Genomic DNA, 25566 nt, shown 5'->3' on the forward strand with positions numbered 1-25566 from the left:
GGCATCCTTTGCATTTGTTGTTATTGAACAGCCGGTTATGTAAACAGATAGGCCGCGGGTTTACCAGCGCCGGTATCCGCAGGTGTCGACGTGAAAACGGATGCCGCTGTAGATACCGAGCCCCATATTCCATTTGCGGCCATGGTTCTTGTGAATCCGGCGCAGCTTGGGCAGCAGCTGCTTGCGGGAGTAGTCGTCCTGCGGAATCATGTCCAGGCCGCAAAAGTGCATGTGCTTGCTGGTGCGTGCGCCGCCGGCTTTGGCGTTGTAGCTGGACGTGCGCCAGCCCGACAGGATGATCACCGGGCCCACTTCCGGGATGACAAATTCCTTCAGGGCCTTGAGTGTGTCCACCATGGTTTCCCAGTTCTCTTCCGGAGGGATCGCGAAGGGCGGCTCCCCGATTTTTTGCCAGTCACTCCCCTGGCGCATGAGCTGGAAGGGGGGGATCACCTCGGCGACCTCATTGATGGTGAGGAAGTGTGAAAGGCGATCGAAGTGCGCGCGGTTGTCTCCCTCCGTCAGGAACTTCTCAAATGCGGCAGCCGAAGCGGCGGCGTAACCCTTGATGTCGTGCACCATCGGTACATCCGGGACAACCACCTCCGGTATGGGCTCTGGCGTTGGGACATACTCCACCGGCGTCACGATACGCTCGGCGAGTTCGGCGACCTTCTCCACCGTTAATACCACCAGTGCGATGGTGCCGATCAGGGTCAGCGCGATAATCCAGATCAGCCGCCGCCGTTCGATGTGGATGTCGAAGAATTCGTGATCCGGTGTTTCTTTGATATCCATTGCTTACCGCCTGCTCATCCTTCCCGGGTTCGGTTACCAGCTGCGGAAGCCGCAGGTGTCGACATGAAAGCGGACGCCACTGTAAATCCCCAGTCCCATATGGCTGTCGGGCCCGAGGCGGGCGTGCAGGTTGCGCAATTCCTCAATCAACTCCTTGCGGCTGATATTGGAGCGCGGCACCAGGTCGAGTCCACAGAAGGTCTTGTGCTTGCTGCCTTTGGATCCGCCGGCCTTGCGGTTGTAGCGGTCGGTGCGGAAAGCCGAGACAACATCGACGGGGCCGATCGCGGGTATCACTTCGTCGCGGATCAGCTTGAGCGTGGGCAGCATGTTGTTCCAGTAATCGCGGGGCGGAATGGCGAACGGGGCCTCGTCGATATCCAGCCAGTCGCTGCCCTGGCGCAGCAGGTTTTCCGGTGCCGTGGCATCGGCAACACCGGCGCTTTCAAGGAAGCTGGTGAGCTCTCCGAACGCGCGCCGGTTGCGACCGTCGCGTAGAAACTGTTTGAGGCTTGCCTGGGTCGCAAAGCGGTAACCCTTGACTTCGTAATAGGGCTTTTCCAGAGATTTGAAGTGCAGGTAGAGCCACAGCGCCAGCAACAGGGCCAGCAATAGTGCAACGAGACCGGCAACAACCCACCAGTTGGTCTGTTGGCTCGGTGGCAGGCGCTCATAGCGGCGCCTGATTTTGAAAAATGGATTTCCCGACGGCATGCCCGTTGCCCGAATTTCCGCTGACAGGTTCGCCGGTCTGGCCGGCGCCGAGGTGCAATCACCAGCTTTCCCGGTGGGGAAATCCGGCCCTCTTTTCACTATAGCTTTCGCGCGAAAGCCTGCCTGCCGCCTGTGGCCGGGCATAAAAAAAGCGGCCCGTAGGCCGCTTTTCAGGGGGGCAGTGAGGGCCTTGGCTTACGCCTGCGGGCCCGCTGCTTTCACATCATCGCTGACGTTGAATTTTTCGATGTTTTCGGCAAACAGCGCGGCGAGCTTTTTCGCAGCGGCGTCGTAGGCGCCAGCATCCGCCCAGGCGTTGCGCGGGTTCAGGTAGCTGTTGTCTACGCCGGGCACCTGCACCGGGATATCCAGGTTCATGATTTCCAGGTGCTCGGTTTCTGCACCTTCCAGGGCGCCGCTCTGGATGGCCGCGATTACGGCGCGGGTTACCGGAATCGGGAAGCGCTTGCCGTTGTCGCCGGAGCCGCCGGTCCAGCCGGTATTCACCAGGTAAACCTTGGAACCGAAGTCTTGGATGCGCTTCATCAGCAGGTCGGCATACTCACGCGGGGCGCGCGGCATGAAGGGTGCGCCGAAGCAGGTGGAGAAGGTCGGGTGAATGCCCGCTTCTGCGCCCAGTTCGGTGGAGCCCACACGAGCGGTATAGCCAGACAGGAAGTGGTAAGCCGCAGCTTCCTTGGACAGGATGGAAACCGGGGGCAGTACGCCGGAAACGTCGCAGGTCAGGAAGATCACGTTTTTCGGTTCGCCGGCGCGGTTTTCCAGCTGGCGCATTTCCACGTGCTCCAGCGGGTAGGAGCAGCGGCCGTTTTCAGTCAGGCTGGTGTCGTGGTAGTCCGGGGTGCCGGCTTCGTCGATCACCACGTTTTCAACGATGGCGCCAAAGCGGATGGCGTCCCAGATCACCGGCTCGTTTTTCTGGCTCAGGTTGATGGTCTTGGCGTAGCAGCCACCTTCCATATTGAACACGCCACCTTTGGCCCAGCCGTGCTCGTCGTCGCCGATCAGGTAGCGTTCCGGGTCGGCAGACAGGGTGGTCTTGCCGGTGCCGGACAGGCCGAAGAACAGGCACACGTCGCCGTCTTTGCCCACGTTGGCCGCGCAGTGCATCGGCATTACGTCTTTTTCCGGCAGCAGGAAGTTCTGCACGGAGAACATCGCTTTCTTCATCTCGCCGGCATAACGCATACCCGCCAGCAGCACTTTGCGCTGGGCAAAGTTGATGATCACGCAGCCTTCGGAATTGGTGCCGTCACGGCTGGGGTCGCACTCGAAGTTGGCGGCATGCAGGATGCGCCACTCTTCCTTGCCCTTGGGGTTGTAGGTGTCCGGGCGGATAAACATGTTGCGGCCGAACAGGGTGTGCCAGGCGGTCTGGGCGGTAACTTTCACCGGGATGTAGTGGTCTTCGTCCTGGCCTACGTGCAGCTGCTGTACAAAGCTGTCGTGGCTGGCAACGAAGTCTTCTACGCGATTCCACAGGGCGTCGAACTTGTCTGCCGGGAACGGACGGTTTACGCCGCCCCACTCGATGCTGTCAGCGGTGGAGGGCTCTTCGACCACAAAGCGGTCAGCGGGAGAGCGGCCAGTGCGCGCGCCAGTTACGGTCACCAGGGCGCCGGTGTCGGAGAGTTTCCCCTCACCGCGCTGGAGTGCCTGCTCGACCAGTTGCGCTGACGCCAGGTTTTTCAGTACCTGCACCTTGTCGTCGATCTGTGCCATTCGTTTATTACCCGTGAAAGTTGTATCAGTGAAACAAATAGTAGGGGTCGACAGTAAAAACGGCGACCCAAGCTGATTGGCGGGCGCATTATGGCAAACTTCAAATTGCGCGGGTAGAAAAACTGTATGTTTTTTAGTCTATTGACAGCGTTGTCAGGTACTTTTTTGCAAAAAAAATATCAATTCTAGTGATGTAGTTTTTTTACTTCATAAATGCGGGAAATATTTGCTGACTACAGGGAAATTTACAAAACCGCGCCCTGGTTCTGGGCTGGCTGCAAAGTGGAAAAAGGGGGCTCAGGTAGCCGATATCGCGGGGTGTGGGCTCTCGGGATGAGAGCGGGATAGAGCATTGCGGGTTGGGGACTGCGCCGGGAACCCGGCGCAGTAACTGGCTCAGTGCAGGGTATGCGGGGGGGCGTTGAACAGGGTTTCGATCTTTTCGCGGTCGAAGCGGTACTGGCGGTTGCAGAACTGGCAGTCCGCGGTGATTTCCCCACCCTGCTCTTCCAGCAGCTGGTAGACATCTTCCGGCCCCATGGCGATCAGCGCGCGCGCGCTGCGATCCGGTGAGCAGCTGCACTTGAAGCGGATATTGGCTGTGCCCAGGGTCGCTGGTGCCAGCTCGTGGAACAGGCGAACCAGCAGCTGGTCGTGGGGCAGGTTGTGCAGCTCTTCCGGGGTAACAGTGGCTGCCAGGTGTACCGCGGTTTCCCAGGCCTCTTCGTTCTCTTCCTGGCTGGCGGCGTTATTTCCCGGTAGTACCTGCAGCATGATGCCGCCGACGGTGTCTGCGCTGGATTCAATCCAGAAGCGGGTCTGCAGCTGTTCTGACTGGGTGAAGTAGTCTTCCAGGCACCCGGCCAGCGTGTCCTTTTCCAGCGGCACTATGCCCTGATAGCGCTCCCCGTCCTGGGGATCCACAGTGATGACCAGGGCGCCACGGTTGCCGACCAGCTCGCGCAGGGTTGCGCCCTCCTTGATCTCCGCGCCTTCCGCGACTCGCGCCAGTCCGCGCACGTCGCTGTGGTGAGTGCACTCGGCGACCAGCAGTGGGACATCGCCCTCACCGCGGGCCTGAAGCATCAGGATGCCTTCAAATTTGAGCGTGGTGGAGAGCAGGCAGGCGGCGGCGAGAAACTCGCCCAGCAGCTTCTGTACGGGCTGAGGCAGGTCGTTGTGCTCGAGTACCTCCCGGTAGCTCCGGCTAAGCGTGACCAACTGGCCGCGGATATCGTGCTCAGAAAAGATAAAGCGTTCCAACTGGTCGGACATATCAAGGCGCCTCGCTAAAAAATGGGGGGGCGATTTTAGGCCGCTAAGGGCTTTTATGATAGCCGTGGACGATCCGGGTTCGTTGTTGGCAATGGTTTGCGGTGTTACTTACCCGCAGGACTGGCGAATCTGTGCTTCGAGCTCCCGGGCACGCTGTTCGCGCTCGCGCTCGCTGATCGTGGACTTATTGCCTTCGGCATCGACGAAGTACACCGGCCCCTTCAGTATTCGCAGCGACCGCTGTGCGCGGCTGCAGGCGGCCTGTCGCTGGCGTTGCTGGCTTTGCAGTTGCTGGCGTTTCTGGTCCTGGTAGTCGCGCTCTATCTGGTCGGCGCGGTGGCGATCCGGCAAGGTCTGCTGCCGGGGCGCATCGGCGCGATTCAGGGGCTTCAGCTGGCTGCCCACAGCCTCGGCTTTCGCCTCAAGCGGCGGGCGGTCGCCGAAGTGCACTTTGCCTTCGTCATCCACCCACCGGTACAGCTCTCCCGCCGCCGCCGGCAGGCTGGCGGCGAGTACGATCAAGAGCGCGAGTCCTTTCCCCATGATTGCAATTTCCTGCTCGCTGGATTCCTGTCGCTATTAAACCGCTTCAGGGCGCTGCTTCGCCAGCGCCGGCGTGCTCGCGGTTGGCGAGGGTACTGAACAGGCCCTGGGAGTGGCGCTCGGGAATCTGGTAGGTCTGCAGGATAAAGGGTTGCTGCTCGAGCGCGGAGGCGGCATCCAGCACCATGCGGTAACCCGCGCTGTCCTGCAAATTGATAAAGGGCGCTTCATTGGCCTCCATCAGCTGGGCGAATTGCTGGAAGTCCCGGACTTTGATGTCGTTGACCGATTCGATAATCCAGTTTTTCCAGTCGTGGTAGCCGAGGTTGACCGGCGCCGGCAGCACTTTGAGGGCGACCACGAGTTCCTGCTGTTCCGGGCTGGACCACTGGTTGCGGGCGTACAGGTATTCGATCGGCGCCTTGGAGTGCCAGTTGTTGCCCCAGCGCTTGATCAGGTTCATGTTCAGCGGCACGAACACCACGCCGCCGTAGATGTAGTAACGCGGGCGCTGGTCGAATTTCTCACCCTGTACCAGCGAGCGTGAGGGTGGTGTGGCCGCGAGGGTGATCCGGGCATTGTGGATCTCGCCGTTGCGTGCGAAGCGCACTGGCAGCTCGTCGCCCACGTGGTGGTGATCCACAGCGTAGTGGTAATTGGTGCGCTGGTTTTTGCGCCACTCGATGGTGCGATCGGCGGCGACCTCAAAGCCGTCCACCGCCAGCAGCACATCGCCGGGCTGCAGCACAGCGGCGGCCGGCGCGTCCGCAAACACGCGTACCACCAGGGCCCCCTGCTGATCCTCTGACAGGCCGGCAGCGGCTTTCATCGACGGGCTTTCCAGGCTCTGGGTAACCACGCCCAGTTCCGGGAAGCCTTGATGTATCCCGTCTTCGGCATCCTTGAGCACGTGCTCGATCACACTCGGGGGGACGAAATAGCCCAGGTTCTCGGCGCCGTTACTGTGGTTGGTCTGCATCGCGACGCCCACAATCCGGCCGCCGGAAATCACCGGGCCGCCGCTGTTGCCGGGATTGATTGCCGCGTCGATCTGGCCGGCCATCAGGTAGCTCTCGGCGTGGGCGTAGTACTGGTGTTCGACCCGCGACAGCACGCCACGGGTGATGGAAAGGGATTTGCCGCCAATCGGGTAACCGTAGACCGTCACTTCTTCCTGCAGATCCGGCAGTTTGCCCAGCGCGAGGGGGCGGGTGTCTTCGAAGAAGTTTTCGTCGTCGACGGTGAGCAGGGCCAGGTCGGCGTCGTGGGAGACGAATTTGACCTGCGCGCGAAACTTCTCGGCGTCGCCGTGGCGCTGTACCTGGATAAAGCTGCCGTTGGCGACCACGTGCGCGTTGGTAAGGATTTGCTTACCTTCTATCACTGCGCCTGAGCCGGACAGCTGCTGGGCGTTGAGCAGGGCCCAGGGGTTGAAGTAGTCGGGGGCGGCGGCAGTGGTGTAGATCTTGATGATCGAGCGCTTGATCTGCTCCCGCTCGCGGTTCTCCGCGCTGGCGGGCTGGGCGAAACACAGGATCAGCAGGCAGAAAGTCAGCAGTTGTTTCATTGCGGCGTTGCTTTATTCATTAGATTGTTGGGGAGTTTAGCACTTTGGCTCCGGCTGGCGGCTTGGGGCTCCGATTGTTGCGCGTACCACTTCTCCCTCCTGCGGCGGCCGGGAGCTGGGTGGGGTTTTCAGGACCGCTGTGCATACATTCCTGTACGCTTCGTCGGCAACGTCCCTGTTGCCGACGATCCTGAAAACCCCACCCAGCCCCCGGCCTTCACTTCGAGTACTGTGCTTCGTCGCTTTGGGAATTTGGCTCAAATTCCGGAGGGCACCACCAAAGCATGTCAGTCTTGCGACTCCTGTATAAAACGGTGAATCTGCCGACGCTGTTTTTTGTTCGGCCTTTCACTGGTGATCACCGCATTATTGGCCTTGCGCTCGGCGGCATACTGTTCCCTTTTCGCGATGCTTTCGTCCGTTTCCCGGTACAGCGCCTGGGCAATATCCGCCCCGCGGCGTTGATCCGATAGCGCGATGACCTCCACGACTTTTTCATCCCAGCCCTGACGAATCTTGAGCAGAGTGCCGGTAGAAATTTCCTTGCTCGCTTTTACCCGTTGGCCGTCGGCGTGCACCTTGCCGCCTTCGATTGCCTGTTTGGCAATACTGCGGGTCTTGAAGAAGCGTGCGGCCCATAGCCACTTATCGATACGTACTTTTTCCATCAAAAATCTTCAAAGCATTTGTTCGCTAACGAAGCGCGAAAATTGGGGTTGAAGGCTGGGTAATGGGTGGGGCTTTTCAGGATCGTCGGCGACAGGGATGTCGCCGCCGAAGCGCCCATGGATGGGTTCACAGCGGTCCTGAAAAGCCCCACCCAGTGCCCTGCCGCCACACTGGTGATTCAGCGTCAGAGATCAGGACGCTGTCACTGGGACGGATGCAAAATCTCGTCGAAATCATGAATCGCAGGAAAATCGGCAATCTCCCGCGCCGGACTCTTGCTGTCCGGCTGGCGGATGCACAGCAGATGCTCGATGCCGTAATCGCGCGCGGCACTGAGGACATGGAGGTTGTCGTCCACAAACAGGGTACGCCCGGGGTGGAACGGCTGGCGTTCCTGCAGGGCGTGCCAGAACAGCGTGCTTTCCTTGGCGTGACCCAGGTCGTGGGAAGAGACGATCTCGTCCAGCCACTGATCAATGCCGGTGATCTCCAGCTTGTGCCCCAGGCCATCCGGGTGTGCATTAGTGACCAGCAGCGCGCGTTTGCCCATGGTGCGCAGGCTGCGCAGGAAGCGATCAGTATGGGGCCTGAGCGCAATGCGATCCTCGATCTCGCGATAGATCGCCGGGACATCCAGCTTCAGGGTGTCGGACCAGTACTGCAGGCAGTACCAGTCCAGGGTGCCCCGCAACTCATCGGTCAGCTGGATAACCAGCGCTTGCGCTTCCGGCACGGAAATCCCGTTGGCCTCGGCATAGCGCAGCGGCAAATGCTCCATCCAGAAGTGGTTGTCGTAGTGCAGATCCAGCAGGGTGCCGTCCATATCCAGCAGCACCGTATCGATCTGGCTCCAGTCCAGCATACTTACCTCAACTGACCGCCGCCTGTGGGGCGCGGCTGTATAAAAATTCGGCGGACATTATGCCCTCAAGCGCTGCGACTCGACAAATCAGCGCGCATCAGGCCAAAAACCAGCAGGGCCTGGGCCCCGTAGTACGTCAGCATAATCCAGGTACCTGCCGCCGGTACCGGATCCACAAACCGATTGATCGCGATAAGCGCGTCGGAAACCATGAAGGTGACAGCGCCGGCAAACAGCAGCGAGGAACCGCTGCGGTGGGCGGCAGCAGACAGGGCCATGGCGACGATCGCCACAATGTAACAGGCCACAGGGATTGCCAGTTCACCGGCACCGGGCACTACCTGCCGGGCGAGCAGCAAGGCCGCGAGCAGTATCGCAACCGCGCGCAGAACAAAGCGGCGGCTGCCAAACCGGGGGGCGCGCAGGAAGTTTCCGGCGTAGGTCAGCTGGGCCAGCAGGAAGGCACCCAGGCCGAACACAAAGTGGTTGGGAAACTGGATGGCCAGAAGTACATCACCGGTCGCAGACAGCGCCAGCGCCACCAGGGCCAGCAGGCGTGTGGTGCCAGCGAGGTGCCGGTTCGCCAGCCATGCCAGCATCAGAATGGGCACAATTTTCAGCAGCGCCATCCAGTTGCCTTCAGTGTTGGTTGCATCCAGCGCCATATAGACCGCAGAAGACAGCGTGAACGCGAGCAGTGGTACCCGCTGATCGTTCAGTGAAGGCATTGCCGGGGGCGTGCTGGGGGTGGCCGCAGAGCTGTTCATCGTATTTCTCCCATTTTCTTATACATTTTTATCTTTTATTGTCGTGAGTATTCTTCAAAGCCCCCGGCGGCGCAATCCACCGGCAGGCGATTCCATAATTGATCAGGGAGTGAATAAATGAAAGCCAACAACATCCTCGAAACCATCGGCAATACCCCTCACGTGCGGATCAACAACCTGTTCCGCGACGACATCGAGGTATGGATGAAGGTCGAGCGCTTCAATCCCGGCAGCAGCATCAAGGATCGCATCGCACTGGGTATGATCGAGGATGCCGAGGCGAGCGGGAAGCTCAAGCCCGGTGGCGTCATCGTCGAGCCGACATCCGGCAACACCGGCATCGGGCTCGCCATGGTGGCCGCCGTCAGGGGCTATCGCCTGATCCTGACCATGCCTGAGTCCATGTCCATCGAACGCCGCAAAATCATGAAGGCACTCGGTGCCGAGCTGGTACTGACACCAAAAGAAAATGGCATGCCCGGCGCCATTGCCAGGGCCGAGGAAATCCTTGCCGAGCACGACAACAGCTGGATGCCGCAGCAGTTCACCAATCCGGCGAATGTTGAAGCACACCGCAAGACCACGGCAAAAGAAATCATTGCCGACTTTCCCGAGGGGCTGGATTACCTGATCACTGGCGTCGGTACCGGCGGCCATATCACCGGTTGCGCCGAAGTGCTGAAGGCGGCCATGTCGAATCTGCAGGTGTTTGCGGTGGAGCCCGAGAAGTCCCAGGTCATTGCTGGCAAGGAAAAAGGCATGCACCGCCTGCAGGGTATTGGCGCCGGTTTCGTTCCCGAGGTGCTGAACAGGGAGGCGCTGGATGGCACCGTCGCCGTCAGCGAGGAAGACAGCTTCGAAATGGCGCGCCAGTGCGCACTGAAAGAGGGGATTTTTGTCGGGATTTCCTCTGGTGCTTCGCTCGCCGCGGTGAAGCAGCGCGAGGGAGATTTTGCTCCGGGCAGCCGCGTGCTGATCTTCAGTTACGACACCGGCGAGCGCTATCTGTCGATCGACGACCTGTTCACAGCCTGATTCCCGATTTTCCCCGCTTCATTACCGCACCGCCGCCCCAAAAGGGCGGCGGTCTGCGTATAATCCCCGGTTTTTACGATAACGACTCAGGTTAGGGGGAATTCCATGGAAAACGTCGTCACGCGGGAACTGCTGGACAAGGTCATTGCCATCTCGGTAGCGGCAGGCGAGGCCATTTTGGAGGTGTATAACGCCAGTGGCGATATTGAAGTGGACACGAAGTCGGATGACTCGCCGGTAACGGCAGCAGACCTGGCGGCCCACAAGATCCTGGCGCCGGCCCTGGCCGAGCTGCTGGACGGGGTTCCGGTACTGTCCGAAGAGGGCCAGATGCCCGGCTATGACGTGCGTGGCCAGTGGGATCGGTACTGGATCATCGACCCCCTCGACGGCACCAAGGAGTTCATTCGTCGCAATGGCGAATTCACGGTCAACGTTGCCTTGATTGAAAACGGCGAGCCGGTGATGGGGGTGGTACACGTCCCGGTCCTGGACATTACCTATGCGGGTGCCAAATCCGCAGGCGCCTTCAAGCGCGATGCCACTGGTGAAAAAGAAATCCGCGTGCGCGCCATGCAGCCGCGACTCGACAACCGTGAGCCGATCGAAATCGTCGCCAGCCGCAGCCATGGTGCGGGCGCAGTAGATGCGCTGCTTGAGCGCATCGAGGGCAGCCTCGGCGAGACCGGCCTCAAGAATATGGGCAGCTCGCTCAAGCTGTGCCTGGTTGCCGAAGGGGCCGCCGACCTGTACCCGCGCCTGGCGCCCACCTGTGAATGGGATACCGCGGCCGCGCAGGCTGTAGTGGAGGCCGCTGGAGGCATCGTTGTGGATGAGCAGTTCAACCTGCTGCGCTACAACCAGAAAGAAGAACTGCTGAACCCGTTTTTCTACGTGATTGGCGACCAGTCATTCAACTGGAAAACCCTGCTCGTCAGTTAATTTCCTCGTCTAGGCTTTACCCAGTAACCGGCCGTTGCGTTGTTTCTAGCGACGGCCCTCCACTTCTGCGAGGTGAAGCCGTGGCCCATAACCAGAGCCCGCACGTCAATATTGATGAACACGAAATCCGCCTGCTGCGCCAGCGGCTGGAGCAGGAGATCCGCTGGCTAAGCAGTCAGATGGATGGGTTGCAGGGCTCTGATGTCAATCCGGATATTTCGCTGCTGCAAACCTACCGCGAAATGATTTTTTCCCGCAGGGCGCTACTGGGGCGCATACCCCGCTGACCCGGTCAATGCATCGCGGACATTTGAGCACCACCTATTTTTTCTTCCGCCCCACTGGGCACGACTTTTTCTCCCAGCCAATTGGGCTCGACGGCCCGCAGGGACAGATCGCGTTCCCTGCGCTTTGGCTACGCCTTTCCCTGTGTACAGGCGAAAACTAATTACGTCGCGCAATTTCTTTAGTTGATGACATTTTCGTTCATGCCCCAACAATTGCGTCTACGCTTGGTGGGATAAAAGTCAACGGATAAAGAGAGCCCTTCATGCGCTACCCGGTTGTGGTTCACAACATTGAGTTTGCCGGATACGGCGCCATCGCGCCGGACCTTCCCCACTGCCATTGCCACGGTGAATCGCTCGAAACCACCCTGCAGAAAATGGCGGAAACAATTACCGAACGATTGGAAGAATTGCAGGCGGCGGGAGATCCGGTACCGGAACCCGGTGATATTGAGGTGCTGCGAAAAAACCCGGCTTTTGTCGGCGGTATCTGGGCGATTATCGACGTAGAGTCCAATGAACTCAGCCCAAAACCCTGATCTTTATCCCGGTTACAGGCGTGCAGTATTGAATCCAGAAATTTAAAAATGCGCCGATAGATTCGGCCAGGAAGTGTTCGAGCCAAGGATGGTTAATATGAAGAAAGTGGTCTTTCTCCTTGCATTTTTTGCCTCCAGCTGTGCATTCGCGCAGTGGAATAACCCGTTTGATGCCTACTGCGCCGGTGAATACCGTTTCATTGGCACCCTCGGCGTGGGCGTGGGTGAACTGCAGATCAATGATGAACAGGATCTTGCCGGCTATGCCAGTATTGGAGTGACACCGGCGGCAGGCGTCTGGCAGGTGGAGTTGCGCTATACCGGATTTGACGACGGCAGCGTGTCGGTGGGGCAGTGGGGAATCGGCGCCAAGGTGGATTTTACCGTGACCTGCGATGTGCAGTGCCTGTACTGGATGGTGGGGTGGAACTACGGTGAATTCGATGTAAATACCATCGACAAATATGACACGATCTATGTGGTGAATGACGAAACCGATGACAACTACTGGAATGCCGGTATCGGTTATCGCTACAAGTGGACGCAGGACTTCGATACATCCATCGAATACAACTACAACGATTTAGACGCCCGGGTACACTTCTTCGACGGTGTTTCTGATGTGCGCTTCGACCTCGGGCACCTGCGCACCCTTACGGTCAATTTTGCTTACCGGTTCTGACAAGACATTTACGAAAACAGGGCGTTTGTGCAAGCAAGGCGCCGGCGAAAAACGACTAGAAAAATATGCCCAAAAAAGGGCCCGGAATTCCCGGGCCCTCCCATCAACAGTGCTCAATAGGCGTATGACAGGCTCAGGTTGAGGCCGTCATCCCGCCCCAGCTGATAGCCGTTGTAGTGGGCGGAAAGACTGCTGGTCCACTCAAGCCCCAGCCGGATGCCCGCAAGGGCGCCCTGTTGCGGCACCAGATTCGCGCCCACCGCCACATCAAAAAATTCACCGCCGTAGTTCGCCTGGAAGTCCGCCGGGCTGGCATGGTTGTGCGGGCCATTGTAGTGGCCGTTGATATCCAGCTGCTTTGCATAGGCAAGACGCGCGGATGCGCTCACCCAGTCTGTCAGCCGGTAGGCGCTCCAGACCGTAGCGCCATAGCGTTCACCAAAACTGAACCCGGAACTGTTCTTATCCTCCATGGGCAGGCGTGCGCTGCCCTGGGCGCCCCAGCTGAGGTTATTGCGGCCACTGGTATAGGTGACAGAGGGCATCAGATCCCAGGTCCCGCTGCCCAGTTGCATCCCATAGTGCACGAACCGGCCGCTGGCATTTTTCAGATCCACATCGCCGGTTGGGGCGCTGACCCCAAGTGTGGCGTGCAGCTTGTAGCCATTGTTGTCGGCAAGGCGGAATAGCCCGGCGAACACGGTGTCGCCAGTACCGCTGGTGCCGTGACTGTGACTGCCGTGCATGGCCATGCCGTCGCCGCTCATGTCTCCCATGTTCCCCATGCCCATATCGCCGTTTGTATCACCGGTGGTATGGCTGCCTGTGGTCATCGCCATGGTCATATCCATGGACATGGTCTGGGGCATAAACATCAGGGTCAGGTTGTCGTTCAGCGCATACATGATGTCCAGCATGTGCATTTCCATGGTCATATCGGTCGCCATCATGGAGAAGCCTGCTGCATTGAGCTCGGCACTGGAGGTCTTCTCCGATCCCTGGTAGAGGCCGGAATAGCTTTCGCGCATATACCGGTAACCGACCATCCACTCGCCTTGCTTGTGCATGTGGTCACTCATGACCCCGGCGGGGGCATGGCCCTCCGGCAGGAACGTGGGCGTGTTGCCGTCGTGGGCAAAAGCGGTGGCCGTTAGCTGGGTCAGCATCAGTGCGGTGGTGATTTTTTTCAGTTCGAAGCGAAACATGTGTGGTTTCCTGAGTTTTTTCAGCCGCGGCACCTCCGATTTTCAGGTGCGCGCGCGACTGCCCCTGCCGGCTGCGACAGGAGTCAACGATGTATTGGGTTTGGTCTTTTACAGCTGGTAATCAGGACAGCTGGTAATCAGGAAATTTCAGGCGGGGCGCGTCCGGGCGGGCGGATGTAGAGCGTAATCTTTGGGGAAAAATCGCGCGCGGCCGGGGCCCGGCCTGCGGCGGCAAGTACCAGCTCGGGCTGCCACTGGCCCGAGTGTGACGCCGCCACCGCGGTGGCGGAAAAACTGCAGTGATTGTCGGAAAAAAGTTTGGCCGTGGCACTATCGTGCTGGTGGCTGCCTGTGCCTGCTTCGGTCGTCGTCGCATTAGCGGGTTGCAGGTTGTGCGATACTGGATGCGACGGGTTGTGATGCGACGAGCTGTGGTGGGATGGCGAGTCTGTATAGCCGGCCCCGCCTGTGAGACCCAGCAACAGCGCGCTGCGGCTGTCGCCGTGACACAACTCGTACAGCGAGCCGCCGGCCACCGCTGCGGGCATAAAACCCGGCGGCACCAGCCCGCGCGCGGCCAGGAAAACACCCAGCAATACTACGGCAAGCCAGGGCGGCAGGCGGTAGCTGCGAGTGTTGATCGCGCGCGCAGGATGCTGTTTCAAGAGGGACTCTGTTTCTTAACCGGGGACTGGCGAGGTGGGGTCAGAGTTTACCACTGCGCTTCAGCTGCCAATAGGTTTCCACCAGCGACATGTGCATCAATTCCGGTTCCGTGTCGGCCAAAATAACATTGCGTGCACGCAGCTGCTGCAGCAACCGGCTGCGCCGCTGCAGGAAATCCCGCGTTGCCCCATTCTCCAGTGCACTCTCGAAATCCGTTACCGGCTGATCCAGCAGACGATCCAGGCTGGTTTCCCGCAGGCAGGCCACCATGACCAGGTGATGCCGCGAAAGCTGTTGCACCGCGGCGAGCAGTTCATCGCTGTCCTCGTCGCGCACGTTCGTCAGCAATATCACCAGCGCGCGCCGCTGCTGGCGGGCCAGCAGCAGCTCGGCGGCGGCGGTGTAGTCGCTGTGGGCGGTGCCAGAATGCAGGTCGTAGACCTGGTTCAGCAGCAGGTTGATCCCGCCCTCGCCCTTCGCCGGCGGCACCCGGCGCTGATCGCCGGCAAAGCACTGCAGCCCGACGGCATCGCCCTGGCGGATAGCCACATAGGCCGACAGCAACAGGGCATTCAGTGCGTGGTCGAAGTGGCTGAGTTCGCCATCCTGAGTGCGCATGCGGCGGCCACAGTCGAGCAGAAAGATGATTTCCTGATCCCGCTCATCCTGGTATTCGCGGCTCACCAGCTTGCGAGCGCGTGCACTTGCGCGCCAATCCACCTGGCGCTGGCTGTCGCCCAGGCGGTATTCCCGCAGCTGGCGAAAGTCCAGCCCTTCGCCGCGGCGCTGCTGCTGGTGTACCCCGAGAAATCGCAGGGTCTGCTCTGCAGAGAGCGCCTGCAGCGAGGAAATACCGAGGAAGTTGGGGTAAATCTTTGCCGACTGCTCTGTGCCCAGCAGGACTTTCTGCTGCCAGAGTCCCCAGGGTGACGCCACCAGCGCCTCCAGCCGGCCGAACTGTGCCAGCCCACGCTTGCGCGGCGTAGCCCGATAGCCGGTGTCGATACTGTGCCCGGGGGCGAGGTGGATCGACAGCGGCAGCTCCCCCGTGCGCAGTGCATCGGGGTGGCGGTCGGACAGCAGCAGGGTCAGGGGGCGCGAACCGTCGTTACTCAGCTGGACAGCCACGTGCTGGCCGACACCCAGGGCCAGGTTGCCCGGCAACTGCCGCTGTCCGTTGAGTCCATCGCAGGAGCGGCCGGTGATGAAGTCGAGCAGTGCGGCTGTGGCCAACAGCCCGAAGCCGATCCACCAGAATGTCTCCGCCTCGCTGGCAAGCCCCGGCCACCACAGGCGTGCAACACTCAGTAGCAGGGCTGCGGCGCAGCACCAGAGCAGCAGCCGGAGTAATCGCGGGGACGGTCTCACAGCCGCGGTGCCTCGACGGATTCGATGATCTGTGCAAGAACGTTGTCGGCAGTCTGGCCGTCGATTTCCATTTCCGGGGACACTGCTACCCGGTGGCGCATCACCGGGATCGCCATCGCCTTGATGTCATCCGGCAGCACAAACTCGCGACCCTGCATCAGCGCGTGCGCGCGTGCGGCGAGGATCAGGCCGATACTGGCGCGGGGGCCGGCACTGCGGCGCAGCTGGCTGGACTCCCGGGTGGCCCGTACCAGGCGCACCGCATAGCCGAGAACCTGCTGATCCAGTTCCACCTGCGGTACCAGGGCCTGCAGGCGCTGCAACTGCTCGGTGCCCAGGATGGGCTCGGCGTCCTGTTGCAGCTGCCGCTCAATGCGCCCGCTGCTGGCCGCGGCGGCGAGCTGCTCTTCCGCTGCCTGACTGGGGAAGTCGATCAGTACCTTGAGCAGGAAGCGATCCAGCTCCGCTTCCGGTAGCGGGTAGGTACCTTCCTGTTCGATGGGATTCTGGGTGGCCAGCACCATGAAGGGGCGCGGCGTCGGGTGGGCCTCGCCATCGATGGTCACCTGTTGTTCCTGCATGACCTCCAGCAGTGCGGCCTGGGTCTTGGCCGGTGCGCGATTGATTTCGTCAGCCAGCAGCAGGTTGGTGAACACCGGGCCGCGGCGCACTTCGAAACGGCTCTCGCCCATATGGAAAATGGCGTGGCCGGTAACGTCCGCGGGCATCAGGTCCGGGGTGAACTGGATGCGGCGGAACTCTCCGCCAAAGCCGCGCGCAAGGCTGCGCACCAGCAGGGTTTTGCCGAGCCCCGGCACCCCCTCCAGCAACACGTGCCCACCGGCGAGCAGTGCGATCAGCACCTGATCCACAACGGCCTGCTGGCCGATCACCACCCGGTTGATGCGCGTGCGCAACTGTTCGAGCAGCGTGCCCGCCTGTTGCCACTGGCTGGCGGTCTGGGCCTCGGCGTTGACCGGGGCGTGAACGGGGGTTTCGCTGGTGGTGATGTCACTCATAGGGCGGCCTCAATAATCTGGATGCTGCGCATGCGCGCGGTAAAGTCCTGTTCACTGCGGGGCGTTGCTTCCCACAGGGTGTTGAATACCTCTGAGCTGGCGAGCCCGCTGCGCGCGGCGACAGCCTCGGCAAGTTCCCGCTGTCGCGCCGGCGGCAGCGCGCGCGCTATCTCCGCGGGCTGCCCGCTGATTTTCTGCAACAGCGGGCGCCGGGCGCTTTCGAATAGCGCCTGGGCGCGATCACTGCGCCAGTAAAATTGTCCGCAGGCACGGATGTGTTCCAGCAGGGAGCGCCGTTCGGCTGGCGGGGACGGCCTCAGGGGGCCGAAGCGGCGGCTGCGGTTTGCGACCCACGCCAGCAGGGCGAGAAAGCCGGCAAGAAAGAATTCCGTGGCATAGCGCCGTGCCAGTGTACTGAGGCCATCAAAATGCGGGCGCGTGATCATCACCAGCTCGCGTTCGCCGACCAGGTGGGCGAGAAAATAGGCGTGATCGAACTCGCCGATACGCTCGTTCTGCCACAGGCCGACATCGGCCAGCACGGTGACGCGGCCGCGGCCGCGCTCGAACTGCACCATCGGCGATTGATCCGGGTAGTTGGCAAAGCGCACCCAGCGCAGGTAACCACCGTCCACCTCGGTGGCGTACTCCTCGGCCATGAGCTCATGGGTGAGCACCTGTACCGGGTTGAAAAACAGCGTGTACCCGGCGCCGCTGTCGCTGGTGAAAAAGAGCAGCCGGTCGTCGTCGACTTCCGGATTGCGGCGGCTTTCTTCCTCCAACTTCTCTTCTGCCGGCTTTTCTTCCGCGAATGCTTCGTCCGCGTCAACGTCGGTTTCCCTGTCAGCGCCCTGCCCGCGGTCAATGCGGCGATTGTGTTCGCGCATCAGCTCGCTCAGCGTCTTGGTGCGAATATCTGCCGCCTGCTCGCCAAAGACTTCGCGCACCTGTTGGTTGAAGTAGAGGTCGATTTCGCCGCGGGTGACGGCGAGCCCGAGATAATCCAGCAGCTGGTCGCGCTCGTGGTCGGCATTACCGCCGCTGGCGACCACAATGGCTTCGCCACCCTGCTCTACCCAGTGCAGGAACTGCTGCAGGCGCTCAGCGTTGTAAATCTGGCTGGAGCTCGTGAGAAACAGGGCATCGTCCTGTCCCAATTCACCGACCACGGCGATATTGTCAGCGCGCCGGTGGGGAATGCCCACGTCGGTGAGAAACTGCTCGGCCGCGAGAAAGCGGTTGCGGCGGGCCTCGGGGCCGAAGCCGCGGTCGACCTGTTCGCTGTAGCGCTCGAAAAAAAACAGGAACAGTGCCGCGGCGGCCGCCGCCAGCAGCAGGGTGATAGCAATGGCTAACCGGCTAACTTTCATCGCGGAATACCTCGCGCCACTGGTTGCAGAGTGATTGCAGGTGCGCCGTCTGTGGCGCGCGGTGGGCGTAGGCCTGGCGCTGCCAAGTTGCGGTGAGCAGGGTAAAAAACTGCACCAGCGCCGGTTGCAGGCGCGTGTCCTGAACCGCATCGTCGCGCACCAGTTGCGCGCACTCGCTCTCGGTAAAGTGATCCTGGAAATCACAGGCGTAACGCGAGATCAGGTTGGACAGGGTTGCTCTGTATAAAAGGCCAAGCGCCTCGCGCTGTTTGCCCGCCTGCCACAGGCGCTGCACTTCACCGGTGACATCCTCAGGCAGGCTTTCGCGGCGTACATCGAGGCCAAACAGGGTTTCGGGCTGGCTTTTCTCTGCCGGCACTCTGGGCTTATAACCCAGGCCGCGGCGAATGTGATGGCGGAAATGCCACAGCAGGAAGGCGATCAGTGCGGCCGCCAGTAGCCACAGCAGTACCTCGACAATAGCCGCCAGCAGCGGCCCGATATCCCCGGCTTCGCCAGTGGGTTCATCGCTGTCGGTTTGCCGCGCCTCCAGCCACTCCACCAATGCGATCAACCATTCTGGATAGCGGAATTCGCTGGATTTGAATTCCTTGAGGCGCCAGCCGCTGACTTCCTCCCGCTGGTGGAAGTCTTCCCCGGCCAGTGTTGCGTCGATGACTTCCTGTGCCTGGGCGGGGGTGACCGGATCCGCGTTCGCTGGTAGCGGATTACCCAGCAGCATTGCGAGACTGCAGGCCAGTACCATGGCGGTGGTCGCGGCGGCGCGCGCCCGTGGACTGCGTTGGCGTGCTGCCGGCGACTGCCGGTCGAGGCGCTCGCGCAACTTGCGAAACTGGATTTCGATATCCCAGGCTTCCAGCGCCACGCGACGGCCGATATACAGCATGAAGCCGCCGCAAATATAAAAGGGTGCGACGGCGGCCATTGCCAGCAGGTAAACGCCATTGGTGACCCAGGTATACAGGGTGACATCGGAAGCCAGCAGCGGTATCCAGTCGATTTCGAGCTGTTCCGGCAGCATCAGGTAACTGAGGGCCGCAATCCCGATCAGCAGCCCCATTTCCACATGGGCGCCGACGATATGCAGCCAGCTGGCGGTGCCTGCGCCATCGCGATGCAGCACCGAGATACGCGCCGAGCGCACCTGGCCGCGACTGCCTTCAAGCACCGTAACCGGAAGGTCGAAAGCGCGCGTGAAGCTGAGCCGCCGCACGCTGATCCACGACAGCCAGTCGCGCGCGTTAGCTTGGCGGAAGAGACCGAGCGCCTGCCGCCAGCCGAGGGTTTCGCCAAACAGTTGCCGGCTCACCACGAGCAATGGCAGCCGTTCGTAGGCGGGCTTCAGCCACCAGGCGGCCATCAGCCCCCAGTTTGGGTTCGCAGGAACCAGCAGGGCGGCGAGCAGATAGATCGCTGCAGCGGGCAGCAGCCACAGTCCGGCCATCAGTGCCCAATGGCGCCGCGCGAGCAGTACGCCCAGGTCGACGGATTCCCAGTTGGAGCGCAGGCGGGCTTCTACCGTGAGCTGGTTGAGGTTCACGCGGCACCTCCATTGGCTGGCTGCACAGCGGCTCCCGCCGTCGGATAGTGGCGGCCGGCGAGCACGCAGTAAGCGATCACCAGAAGCCAGAAGAAGCCACCCACGGCGAGCTTGACGCTGATATCGACCTGGGTGCTGGACGACCAAAAGGCTTCCAGGAATGCCGCAATCACCAGCATCAGGAAGGTGCCGTACATGATTTTCATCGCATCGCGCCCGGCATTGCGCAGGGCATGCATGCGCCGGAGCGCGCCCGGGTTCACGAGCGCGTGGCCGAGGCGCAGTCCCGCGGCACCTGCGAATACAATCGCGGTCAGTTCAAAGGCACCGTGGCCGATGACGAAGGGGTAGAAGGTGGAAGCGAAACCCACCCGGGATATATGCCCGAAGACGGCGCCGAGATAGATACCGTTGAACACCAGGAAGAATATGGAGCCGAGGCCGAACAGAATGCCGGAGGCAAAGGTACGGAAGGCGATGCCGATATTGTTCTTGATATAGAAGCCAAACATCATCAGGTCGGAATCCGAGCCGCGCTCGCGGCCGAGGACATCGTTGGCCGGGTCGTACATGGATTCAAACTGGGTGACCTGCTCCGGCGACATGACCGCGTAGATCAGCGCATCGTTCCAGTAACAGCCGAGCCCCATCACCAGCGCCGGGGCAAGGAACAGCGCGCACGCGAGCCACACGAACGAAGCCTGTTCACGCAGCGCGCGGGGAAAACCGCTGAATATGAATTCCAGCCAGCGATTGCCCGATACGGATGTCTGCTGGTAAAGGCGCTGGTGGCATTCCATTACCAGTTGGTTGAGACGAGCGATCAGGCTGCTGGTGTATTGGCGTTCCTTGGCCACTGCCAGTTGCTGACACAGGCGGCGGTAGCTGGCGGGCAGGTCTGAGGCCGCGTCATCTTCCGCCTGGGTATTTTTTTCATAGCCGGCGAGCCAGCGTTCAAGTTGCTGCCAGAGCGGTTGGTGGCGGGCTTCGAATTCTTTCTGCTTCATTTTTGCTGTCCCGCTTGTTTTTCCCGGCGCGCGCCGAGCAGCCAGCGCCCGATTCCCTGCAGCTGCTGCAGGCCGGAAGAACCGGATTTTCCGGTTAGGGGTTGCAGCAGGTCGGCCAGTTCCTGTTGGCGGGCGTTGCTGAGCTCGGTGTTTCGTTCAGTCAGGCTGACGATGGCCTGTTGATCCTGCAGTTGCAGGCCGCGGGGCGGCGGTGCTGGAGGCACGTCGGGCAACTGCGCGGTGTTCTTGTGAGGTTCCCGGTACACCACGATGGTGCCGGCAGCGAAGTCCCCCAGGCGTTGGAAATACCGGCTGCAGGTCATGCTGACAATGCCCGCGCTATAGCCAAACGGGAGAAAATCGGCGAAGCGCAGCAGGTTGCGCATGATTGATGCGCTCCAGGTAACCGGGGTCAGGTTGTCGTTGACCACGGCGAGAGAAAAGGCTTTTTTGCCGGGCGTCTGCCCGCCTTTGAGCACTTCGAAAAAGACCGGGTAAAACCACTCCAGAAAAAACGAGCCCAGGAGCCAGAAGCCCCAGCCGGCGCGGCCGGCGAATGTCAGCGCGATACCGAGCGCGAGCAGGATCAGGGAGCGGTAAAAGAGGTCGACCGCATAGGCGAGAATACGTGGCACCGGACCTGCCAGCTGTGCGGTAAGGTCAATGCCCTCCGGGGTCTCTGTCCCGTAGAGGGTATCCAGCCGGTTAATGTCGGGTTCGGATTGAGCGTGGCTGGACTGGTGCATCATATGGGCAAATCGCAGCAGGGGGAGTTGCGGTGGCGAAACCGCGAGTGGCTGCGCCACTCACGGTTGTCTGGCCACCTCGGGAATTACACGTCCGGGTTGGCTTCATGGCCGCCGAACATGTTGCGGTACAGTACACCGTACGCGATGCTCATCAGCGGAATCGCCCAGATAAGGCCGATCAGCAGTGCCAGGAAACCGGCCAGGTACACCAGGAACACCACAATCCCGAAACCGAAAATGGCGAACCAGTGCTTGGTGACCGCTTTACGGGAGGTCTCCAGTGCCTGCCAGGGCCCCATGTTCTTGTCCACAATCAGCGGGGTCATCATCAGGTAACCGATGGCCAGATAGATACCCGGCAGAACCAGCAGTACCAGGCCAACGGCAATCAGTAGGTACATCAGTACCATGCCAATCGCCAGCGGCAGCATCTTGTCGAAGTGAGCAAACACTTCGGTGCCGGAAACCGTTTCATCGCGGGCGATCTTGATGCCGATCATAATCAGACCGGCACTGAGCGGTGCGGTAGCCGCAAGAACGATAAGGTCAGAAAGGATACCGGCAACACCGCCGTTCTCGGAGGGGTCGGTCAAAGACTGGCCGGTGATCATGGCGGCAATGACGGAAATGGCAATGGTCGCCAGCGTGTACAGTATGACGCCCAGCCAGATGGTGCCCTTGTTACCACCGGTGCGCTGCCAGGCTTCGCTCAGGGTGTCGCCGATGGCTACCCGATAGTCTCCTGCAAGCGCTTTAGGGATGGAACCGAAGTTGGAAGCATCGCTGGAGGCTTCAGTCAGTTCCGCCTGGGGCGCGTTGTAAATATCACTCATGGTCGAAATTCCTTGATCGAGTGCGTTTTTGTTATTTGAGCGGATGGTTGTGGCGGCTCCGGGTGTAATCCGGCGCCAGCATCCGGACGGCCCAACGATAACACAGTCACAGAGCCCCATGGCGTGCAAATCACGCTTGTGTAATTGCCTGTAATTGGGCGCTGGGCGAGGATACTATTTCGGGTAGCGGGGCCCGGATTTGGGAAGTAAGGCGTTGAGTATGAAAAAGTGGTGGTGGCGCGGTTTATTGCTGCTGTTTTTGGGCGCTCTGGTCTATGCGGCTCTGCCGTGGTACTCCGCGCGTCAGTTGATCGAGGCGTCGCAACAGGGTGATGTGGCCCAGATGGAGCGCTATATCGACTTTCCGCAACTGCGAACCAATATCAAGCAGCGGCTGCAGCAGGAGCTGCGAACTTCGATGGGGCACAGTGTGCCCAAAGAATTCGACGGACTGTTCGCCGCGGGATCCGAGCTGATACTTGGGCCTGTGGTGGAGCGGCTGATTAGTCCGCAGGGAATCTCTGAGCTGATCCAGGGTCGCAGGGAGTGGCGCGAACTGGAAAAAGAATTAGCCGGCGCGGTTGCTCCGGGAAATGAACGCGACCAAATCCCGCCGACAGGCGAAGCCCAGACAGAATCCAGAACGGATGCGGCCCGCGCACAGGAGCGCCATCGGTGGCAATTGCAGCGCTGGTATTTCAGCGGAGTGAATCAGGTGATCGTAGTGTGTGGCAGTAACGCCGATGAAAAGCGAAAGCAGGTGGAGCTTTATCTCGAGCGCCAGGGACTGCGCTGGCGCCTGGTTGATATGGCGTTAGTGGATAGGCGTGAGCAAGAGGGTTAATTGTGGATACGAGTGTGGAAAAGTATGAGTCGGTGAATGTATTTGGCGATCCGTTGCTGGAGTGCAGTGCCAACCCTGTCACCGGTTTCTTTCGCGATGGCTGTTGCAATACCAACGGCCAGGATCTTGGTTCCCATACCGTATGTGTGGAAGTGACCGAAGCATTTCTGGAGTTTTCGCGGAAAAAGGGCAATGACCTGTCCACCCCAGTGGAAGAGTTCGGTTTTCCCGGTCTGCATCCGGGGGATCGCTGGTGTCTGTGCGCGGCTCGTTGGCTGGAGGCCCAGCAGGCCGATATGGCTCCGCGGGTTTACCTGCAGCGTACGCACCGGCAGGCACTGGACATAGTGCCCATGGCATTGCTGCGCCAATACGCGGTAGATCTCAATTGAGCGGGGATGTGTAAGGGGGAGAAAAAACAAAGGGCTCTGTAGCAAGCCATCCTAGCTTACTCAGAGCCAGCCTTGCGGCCAAACCAACTCACAGGATGAAAAATTGTTGGCGAGCACACAGTCCATGTTTCCCCTTCGGCTCTGTGAGACAACCTCCGGATATGCTCAAGCGTAAGCTTGCGCCTTGCGGAGTGAACGAACAATAGCCCTTTGGAGTCAAATGACGCCACCACGTAATTTATTTGTGACTGGCTCGCAAAAAATAGTGTGCGTTCTAGCATGTTTCGCAAAAGGCGACTGATTTATTCCTGCCGGTACCCAATCTGAATTCAGACTTTACTGAATCCTTCCGTCACATATTTTGACACCAGTTGTCCCGTCGTTTTACAGCGGGCTTTTTTCAGCAGGCTCTTGCGGTGATTTTTCACCGTGTTTTCCGAAATGCATAACACCTCGGCTATCTGCGCACTGGTTTGGCCGTGGGTAAGCAATTGCAGTATTTCTGCCTCGCGCGCGGTGAAGATGGAGAGTTTGTTTGCGAATTTTTTATTTTTCGGAGTGACATCAATATTGATAAAGGATTCGCCGCCGAACAAATGCAGAAGCGATAATTTGTAATTGTTGTCCGCGGTCAAATGAGAGATGTCGGTGTGAATCCCGAGTGCGGCGGCAGCGCCATACTCCTCGTCCGTGGCGAAAATAACGCTCTGGTGATTGAACAGGCGGTAATCGCCGGTGCGGGTTTTCATCCGAAAGCAGTAAGAGATCTTGTAGTTTTTCAGGTTCTGCCTGCCGATGTCGTCGCTCAGCATGCGGATGGCGGTCTCTTCCGCATTGGCAACGAACGACACATCCTCTGGATGTATGCAGTCGATAAGATCCTGGATCGACGCTGTAGCCGGGTTTAGGCCGAGCAATTCTTCTATGGACGGGCTCAGATATCTGGGCTGATCAATATCGCAAAAATGCACGATGAAGTGGTAGGACGGGCCGCTGCTGAAGGTGGCAGCCATGGCCTGATCGATTTCCTTTTGGCTCAGGCGGATTCTTTTGCTCGAGAAGAATTCCGGGAAATTATTCCGGGCCCGCTGGATCAGATTGGCTTCCTGTTCGCGATTGTTCATGGGTATGCTGTATTGCCTGTCTTGAATTTGTATTGGGTTATCGGGAGCGACGGGCTGAACTTAAATCAGGCCATCGACAATACAGCTACCCAGCAACTGGTTCATGTTCTGGCACTTGGCCTTTTTCAGGATTCTTTTGCGGTGATTTTTTACGGTAAATTCTGAAAGTGTCAGTTCCTTGGCAATTTCAGCACTGGTCAAACCGGTCGAAATCAGCCTGATGACGGTGACCTCGCGCTCGGTAAACAGCGTGTGGCTGGGTGTGGTCTCTGGCCGTGGAAGCACTACGTCCAAATTAAGGAATGACGGTTCCCCGTCCATGCCAATCAATGATACGCAGTGATTGTTCTCTGTGGCCAAATGGGAGATGTCGGTGTAAACCTTGAGCATCTTGCCCGCCCTTCCGGCCTGATCGGTCGTGAGCACGGCGGACTGGTGGTTGAACAGGCGGTAACTGCCATCGGCGACCTTCATGCGGAAGCAGTAGGAAAACTTGTACTGCTTGACTTTGTCGATGCCGATTTTGTCGCGAAACATTTTGATCGCGGTATCTTCGGCGCGGGCGACAAAGGCGATATCTTCCGGATGTATCTGGTCGAGGACTTCCGCAAACGTGAGGGTTTCGCGCTTGAGCCCCTGGACGCTTTCCATCTGCTCGCTGATATGCCGCAGGCTCAGGTCTGCCAGGTCAAAAACGAAATAGTAGAAAGGCCCGTTACTGAACACAGAGGAAACCAGCTGATCCAGGCTGAACTCGGACAGCTCAGTCATGTGCTTGGTAAACAGGTCACTGTGCTCCCGCCAAACCTGCAGCAACAGGTCAAGCGTTGGACGAATTGCGTCATCTTTCCCCGGCATTGCTAGGGATCCCCCAATTTTGTTGTCCCTACTCCCTATTCTCGTGTTGTTCTGGGAGTAAGTTGTGACATATGTCACGTTTCTAGTGGGACACTTGTACCAAAAGTGGATGGATGGACGCAATCAAAATTTAGGTCACCGCCATAA

At 59.8% G+C, this 25566-nt stretch carries 27 protein-coding genes; 7 read left to right on the forward strand and 20 right to left on the reverse strand.

Annotated elements, in window-relative coordinates; genetic code table 11:
* Window positions 1-60: 60 nt before the first annotated feature.
* From ACNKU7_RS00405 to ACNKU7_RS00445, 9 genes are all read right to left on the reverse strand, one after another.
* Window positions 61-798, reverse strand: a complete 738-nt coding sequence (locus ACNKU7_RS00405) for a D-Ala-D-Ala carboxypeptidase family metallohydrolase (RefSeq protein WP_418294971.1) — start codon at window positions 796-798, stop codon at window positions 61-63.
* A gap of 33 nt (window positions 799-831) precedes the next feature.
* Window positions 832-1512: a D-Ala-D-Ala carboxypeptidase family metallohydrolase gene (locus tag ACNKU7_RS00410; protein WP_418294972.1), complete on the reverse strand. Its 681-nt coding sequence runs from the start codon at window positions 1510-1512 to the stop codon at window positions 832-834.
* A gap of 195 nt (window positions 1513-1707) precedes the next feature.
* Window positions 1708-3255, reverse strand: coding sequence for a phosphoenolpyruvate carboxykinase (locus tag ACNKU7_RS00415; RefSeq protein WP_418294973.1), 1548 nt, complete (start codon window positions 3253-3255; stop codon window positions 1708-1710).
* A 396-nt stretch (window positions 3256-3651) separates the two neighbouring features.
* The gene (hslO, locus tag ACNKU7_RS00420) at window positions 3652-4530 is read right to left on the reverse strand and encodes an Hsp33 family molecular chaperone HslO (RefSeq protein ID WP_418294974.1); all 879 of its coding nucleotides are present in this window, start codon (window positions 4528-4530) and stop codon (window positions 3652-3654) included.
* A gap of 108 nt (window positions 4531-4638) precedes the next feature.
* Window positions 4639-5073, reverse strand: coding sequence for a DUF4124 domain-containing protein (locus ACNKU7_RS00425; RefSeq protein ID WP_418294975.1), 435 nt, complete (start codon window positions 5071-5073; stop codon window positions 4639-4641).
* A gap of 46 nt (window positions 5074-5119) precedes the next feature.
* The gene (locus tag ACNKU7_RS00430) at window positions 5120-6640 is read right to left on the reverse strand and encodes a S1C family serine protease (protein ID WP_418294976.1); all 1521 of its coding nucleotides are present in this window, start codon (window positions 6638-6640) and stop codon (window positions 5120-5122) included.
* Window positions 6641-6927: 287 nt separating this feature from the next.
* A complete protein-coding gene (locus tag ACNKU7_RS00435; protein WP_418294977.1) occupies window positions 6928-7308 on the reverse strand; it encodes an RNA-binding S4 domain-containing protein in 381 nt (126 codons plus the stop codon).
* A 203-nt stretch (window positions 7309-7511) separates the two neighbouring features.
* A complete protein-coding gene (yrfG, locus tag ACNKU7_RS00440) occupies window positions 7512-8171 on the reverse strand; it encodes a GMP/IMP nucleotidase (protein WP_418294978.1) in 660 nt (219 codons plus the stop codon).
* 65 nt (window positions 8172-8236) lie between these two features.
* Window positions 8237-8938: a lysoplasmalogenase gene (locus ACNKU7_RS00445; RefSeq protein ID WP_418294979.1), complete on the reverse strand. Its 702-nt coding sequence runs from the start codon at window positions 8936-8938 to the stop codon at window positions 8237-8239.
* A 117-nt stretch (window positions 8939-9055) separates the two neighbouring features.
* Between ACNKU7_RS00445 and cysK the strand changes: the two genes are divergently transcribed.
* From cysK to ACNKU7_RS00470, 5 genes are all read left to right on the forward strand, one after another.
* Window positions 9056-9973 (forward strand): cysteine synthase A, encoded by a 918-nt coding sequence (gene cysK, locus ACNKU7_RS00450; RefSeq protein ID WP_418294980.1) that lies wholly within the window; start codon window positions 9056-9058, stop codon window positions 9971-9973.
* Between the two features lie 105 nt (window positions 9974-10078).
* Window positions 10079-10915 carry a 3'(2'),5'-bisphosphate nucleotidase CysQ gene (gene cysQ / locus ACNKU7_RS00455; RefSeq protein ID WP_418294981.1) on the forward strand — a complete coding sequence of 279 codons (837 nt, stop codon included), beginning with the start codon at window positions 10079-10081 and terminating at the stop codon, window positions 10913-10915.
* Between the two features lie 80 nt (window positions 10916-10995).
* Window positions 10996-11202, forward strand: a complete 207-nt coding sequence (locus tag ACNKU7_RS00460) for a hypothetical protein (protein ID WP_418294982.1) — start codon at window positions 10996-10998, stop codon at window positions 11200-11202.
* A 263-nt stretch (window positions 11203-11465) separates the two neighbouring features.
* On the forward strand, window positions 11466-11741 hold the full coding sequence (locus ACNKU7_RS00465) for a type II toxin-antitoxin system HicB family antitoxin (protein WP_418294983.1): 276 nt from the start codon (window positions 11466-11468) through the stop codon (window positions 11739-11741).
* Window positions 11742-11838: 97 nt separating this feature from the next.
* The gene (locus ACNKU7_RS00470; RefSeq protein ID WP_418294984.1) at window positions 11839-12423 is read left to right on the forward strand and encodes an outer membrane protein; all 585 of its coding nucleotides are present in this window, start codon (window positions 11839-11841) and stop codon (window positions 12421-12423) included.
* Between the two features lie 113 nt (window positions 12424-12536).
* Here the strand turns inward: ACNKU7_RS00470 and ACNKU7_RS00475 are convergent, their stop codons facing one another.
* From ACNKU7_RS00475 to ACNKU7_RS00515, 9 genes are all read right to left on the reverse strand, one after another.
* A complete protein-coding gene (locus tag ACNKU7_RS00475) occupies window positions 12537-13628 on the reverse strand; it encodes a transporter family protein (RefSeq protein ID WP_418294985.1) in 1092 nt (363 codons plus the stop codon).
* Window positions 13629-13765: 137 nt separating this feature from the next.
* Window positions 13766-14293, reverse strand: coding sequence for a hypothetical protein (locus ACNKU7_RS00480; RefSeq protein WP_418294986.1), 528 nt, complete (start codon window positions 14291-14293; stop codon window positions 13766-13768).
* A 40-nt stretch (window positions 14294-14333) separates the two neighbouring features.
* Window positions 14334-15662, reverse strand: coding sequence for a DUF58 domain-containing protein (locus tag ACNKU7_RS00485; RefSeq protein ID WP_418294987.1), 1329 nt, complete (start codon window positions 15660-15662; stop codon window positions 14334-14336).
* Window positions 15659-16681: an AAA family ATPase gene (locus ACNKU7_RS00490; protein ID WP_418294988.1), complete on the reverse strand. Its 1023-nt coding sequence runs from the start codon at window positions 16679-16681 to the stop codon at window positions 15659-15661. The genes ACNKU7_RS00485 and ACNKU7_RS00490 overlap by 4 nt, the downstream gene beginning before the upstream one ends.
* Entirely contained in the window at window positions 16678-18051 is a 1374-nt protein-coding gene (locus ACNKU7_RS00495) for a DUF4350 domain-containing protein (RefSeq protein ID WP_418294989.1), read from the reverse strand. The genes ACNKU7_RS00490 and ACNKU7_RS00495 overlap by 4 nt, the downstream gene beginning before the upstream one ends.
* The gene (locus tag ACNKU7_RS00500; RefSeq protein ID WP_418294990.1) at window positions 18041-19612 is read right to left on the reverse strand and encodes a DUF4129 domain-containing protein; all 1572 of its coding nucleotides are present in this window, start codon (window positions 19610-19612) and stop codon (window positions 18041-18043) included. Before ACNKU7_RS00500 ends, ACNKU7_RS00495 begins: the two co-directional genes overlap by 11 nt.
* Window positions 19609-20619, reverse strand: a complete 1011-nt coding sequence (locus tag ACNKU7_RS00505) for a stage II sporulation protein M (protein ID WP_418294991.1) — start codon at window positions 20617-20619, stop codon at window positions 19609-19611. Before ACNKU7_RS00505 ends, ACNKU7_RS00500 begins: the two co-directional genes overlap by 4 nt.
* Window positions 20616-21425 (reverse strand): RDD family protein, encoded by an 810-nt coding sequence (locus ACNKU7_RS00510; RefSeq protein WP_418294992.1) that lies wholly within the window; start codon window positions 21423-21425, stop codon window positions 20616-20618. The genes ACNKU7_RS00505 and ACNKU7_RS00510 overlap by 4 nt, the downstream gene beginning before the upstream one ends.
* Before the next feature lie 26 nt (window positions 21426-21451).
* The gene (locus ACNKU7_RS00515; RefSeq protein WP_418294993.1) at window positions 21452-22201 is read right to left on the reverse strand and encodes a DUF2189 domain-containing protein; all 750 of its coding nucleotides are present in this window, start codon (window positions 22199-22201) and stop codon (window positions 21452-21454) included.
* 220 nt (window positions 22202-22421) lie between these two features.
* Here ACNKU7_RS00515 and ACNKU7_RS00520 point away from each other — a divergent pair, with 220 nt between their 5' ends.
* On the forward strand, window positions 22422-23045 hold the full coding sequence (locus ACNKU7_RS00520; RefSeq protein ID WP_418294994.1) for a DUF2939 domain-containing protein: 624 nt from the start codon (window positions 22422-22424) through the stop codon (window positions 23043-23045).
* Between the two features lie 2 nt (window positions 23046-23047).
* A complete protein-coding gene (locus ACNKU7_RS00525) occupies window positions 23048-23437 on the forward strand; it encodes a DUF2237 family protein (protein ID WP_418294995.1) in 390 nt (129 codons plus the stop codon).
* Window positions 23438-23766: 329 nt separating this feature from the next.
* On the opposite strand, the gene ACNKU7_RS00530 is transcribed toward ACNKU7_RS00525, so the two are convergent.
* Complete coding sequence (locus ACNKU7_RS00530; RefSeq protein ID WP_418294996.1) at window positions 23767-24561, reverse strand: LuxR C-terminal-related transcriptional regulator; 795 nt, start codon at window positions 24559-24561, stop codon at window positions 23767-23769.
* Window positions 24562-24621: 60 nt separating this feature from the next.
* Window positions 24622-25419, reverse strand: coding sequence for a LuxR C-terminal-related transcriptional regulator (locus tag ACNKU7_RS00535; RefSeq protein ID WP_418294997.1), 798 nt, complete (start codon window positions 25417-25419; stop codon window positions 24622-24624).
* Window positions 25420-25566: the final 147 nt, after the last annotated feature.

The organism is Microbulbifer weihaiensis, assembly GCF_048323715.1.
In the GTDB taxonomy this organism is placed as follows: Bacteria; Pseudomonadota; Gammaproteobacteria; order Pseudomonadales; family Cellvibrionaceae; genus Microbulbifer.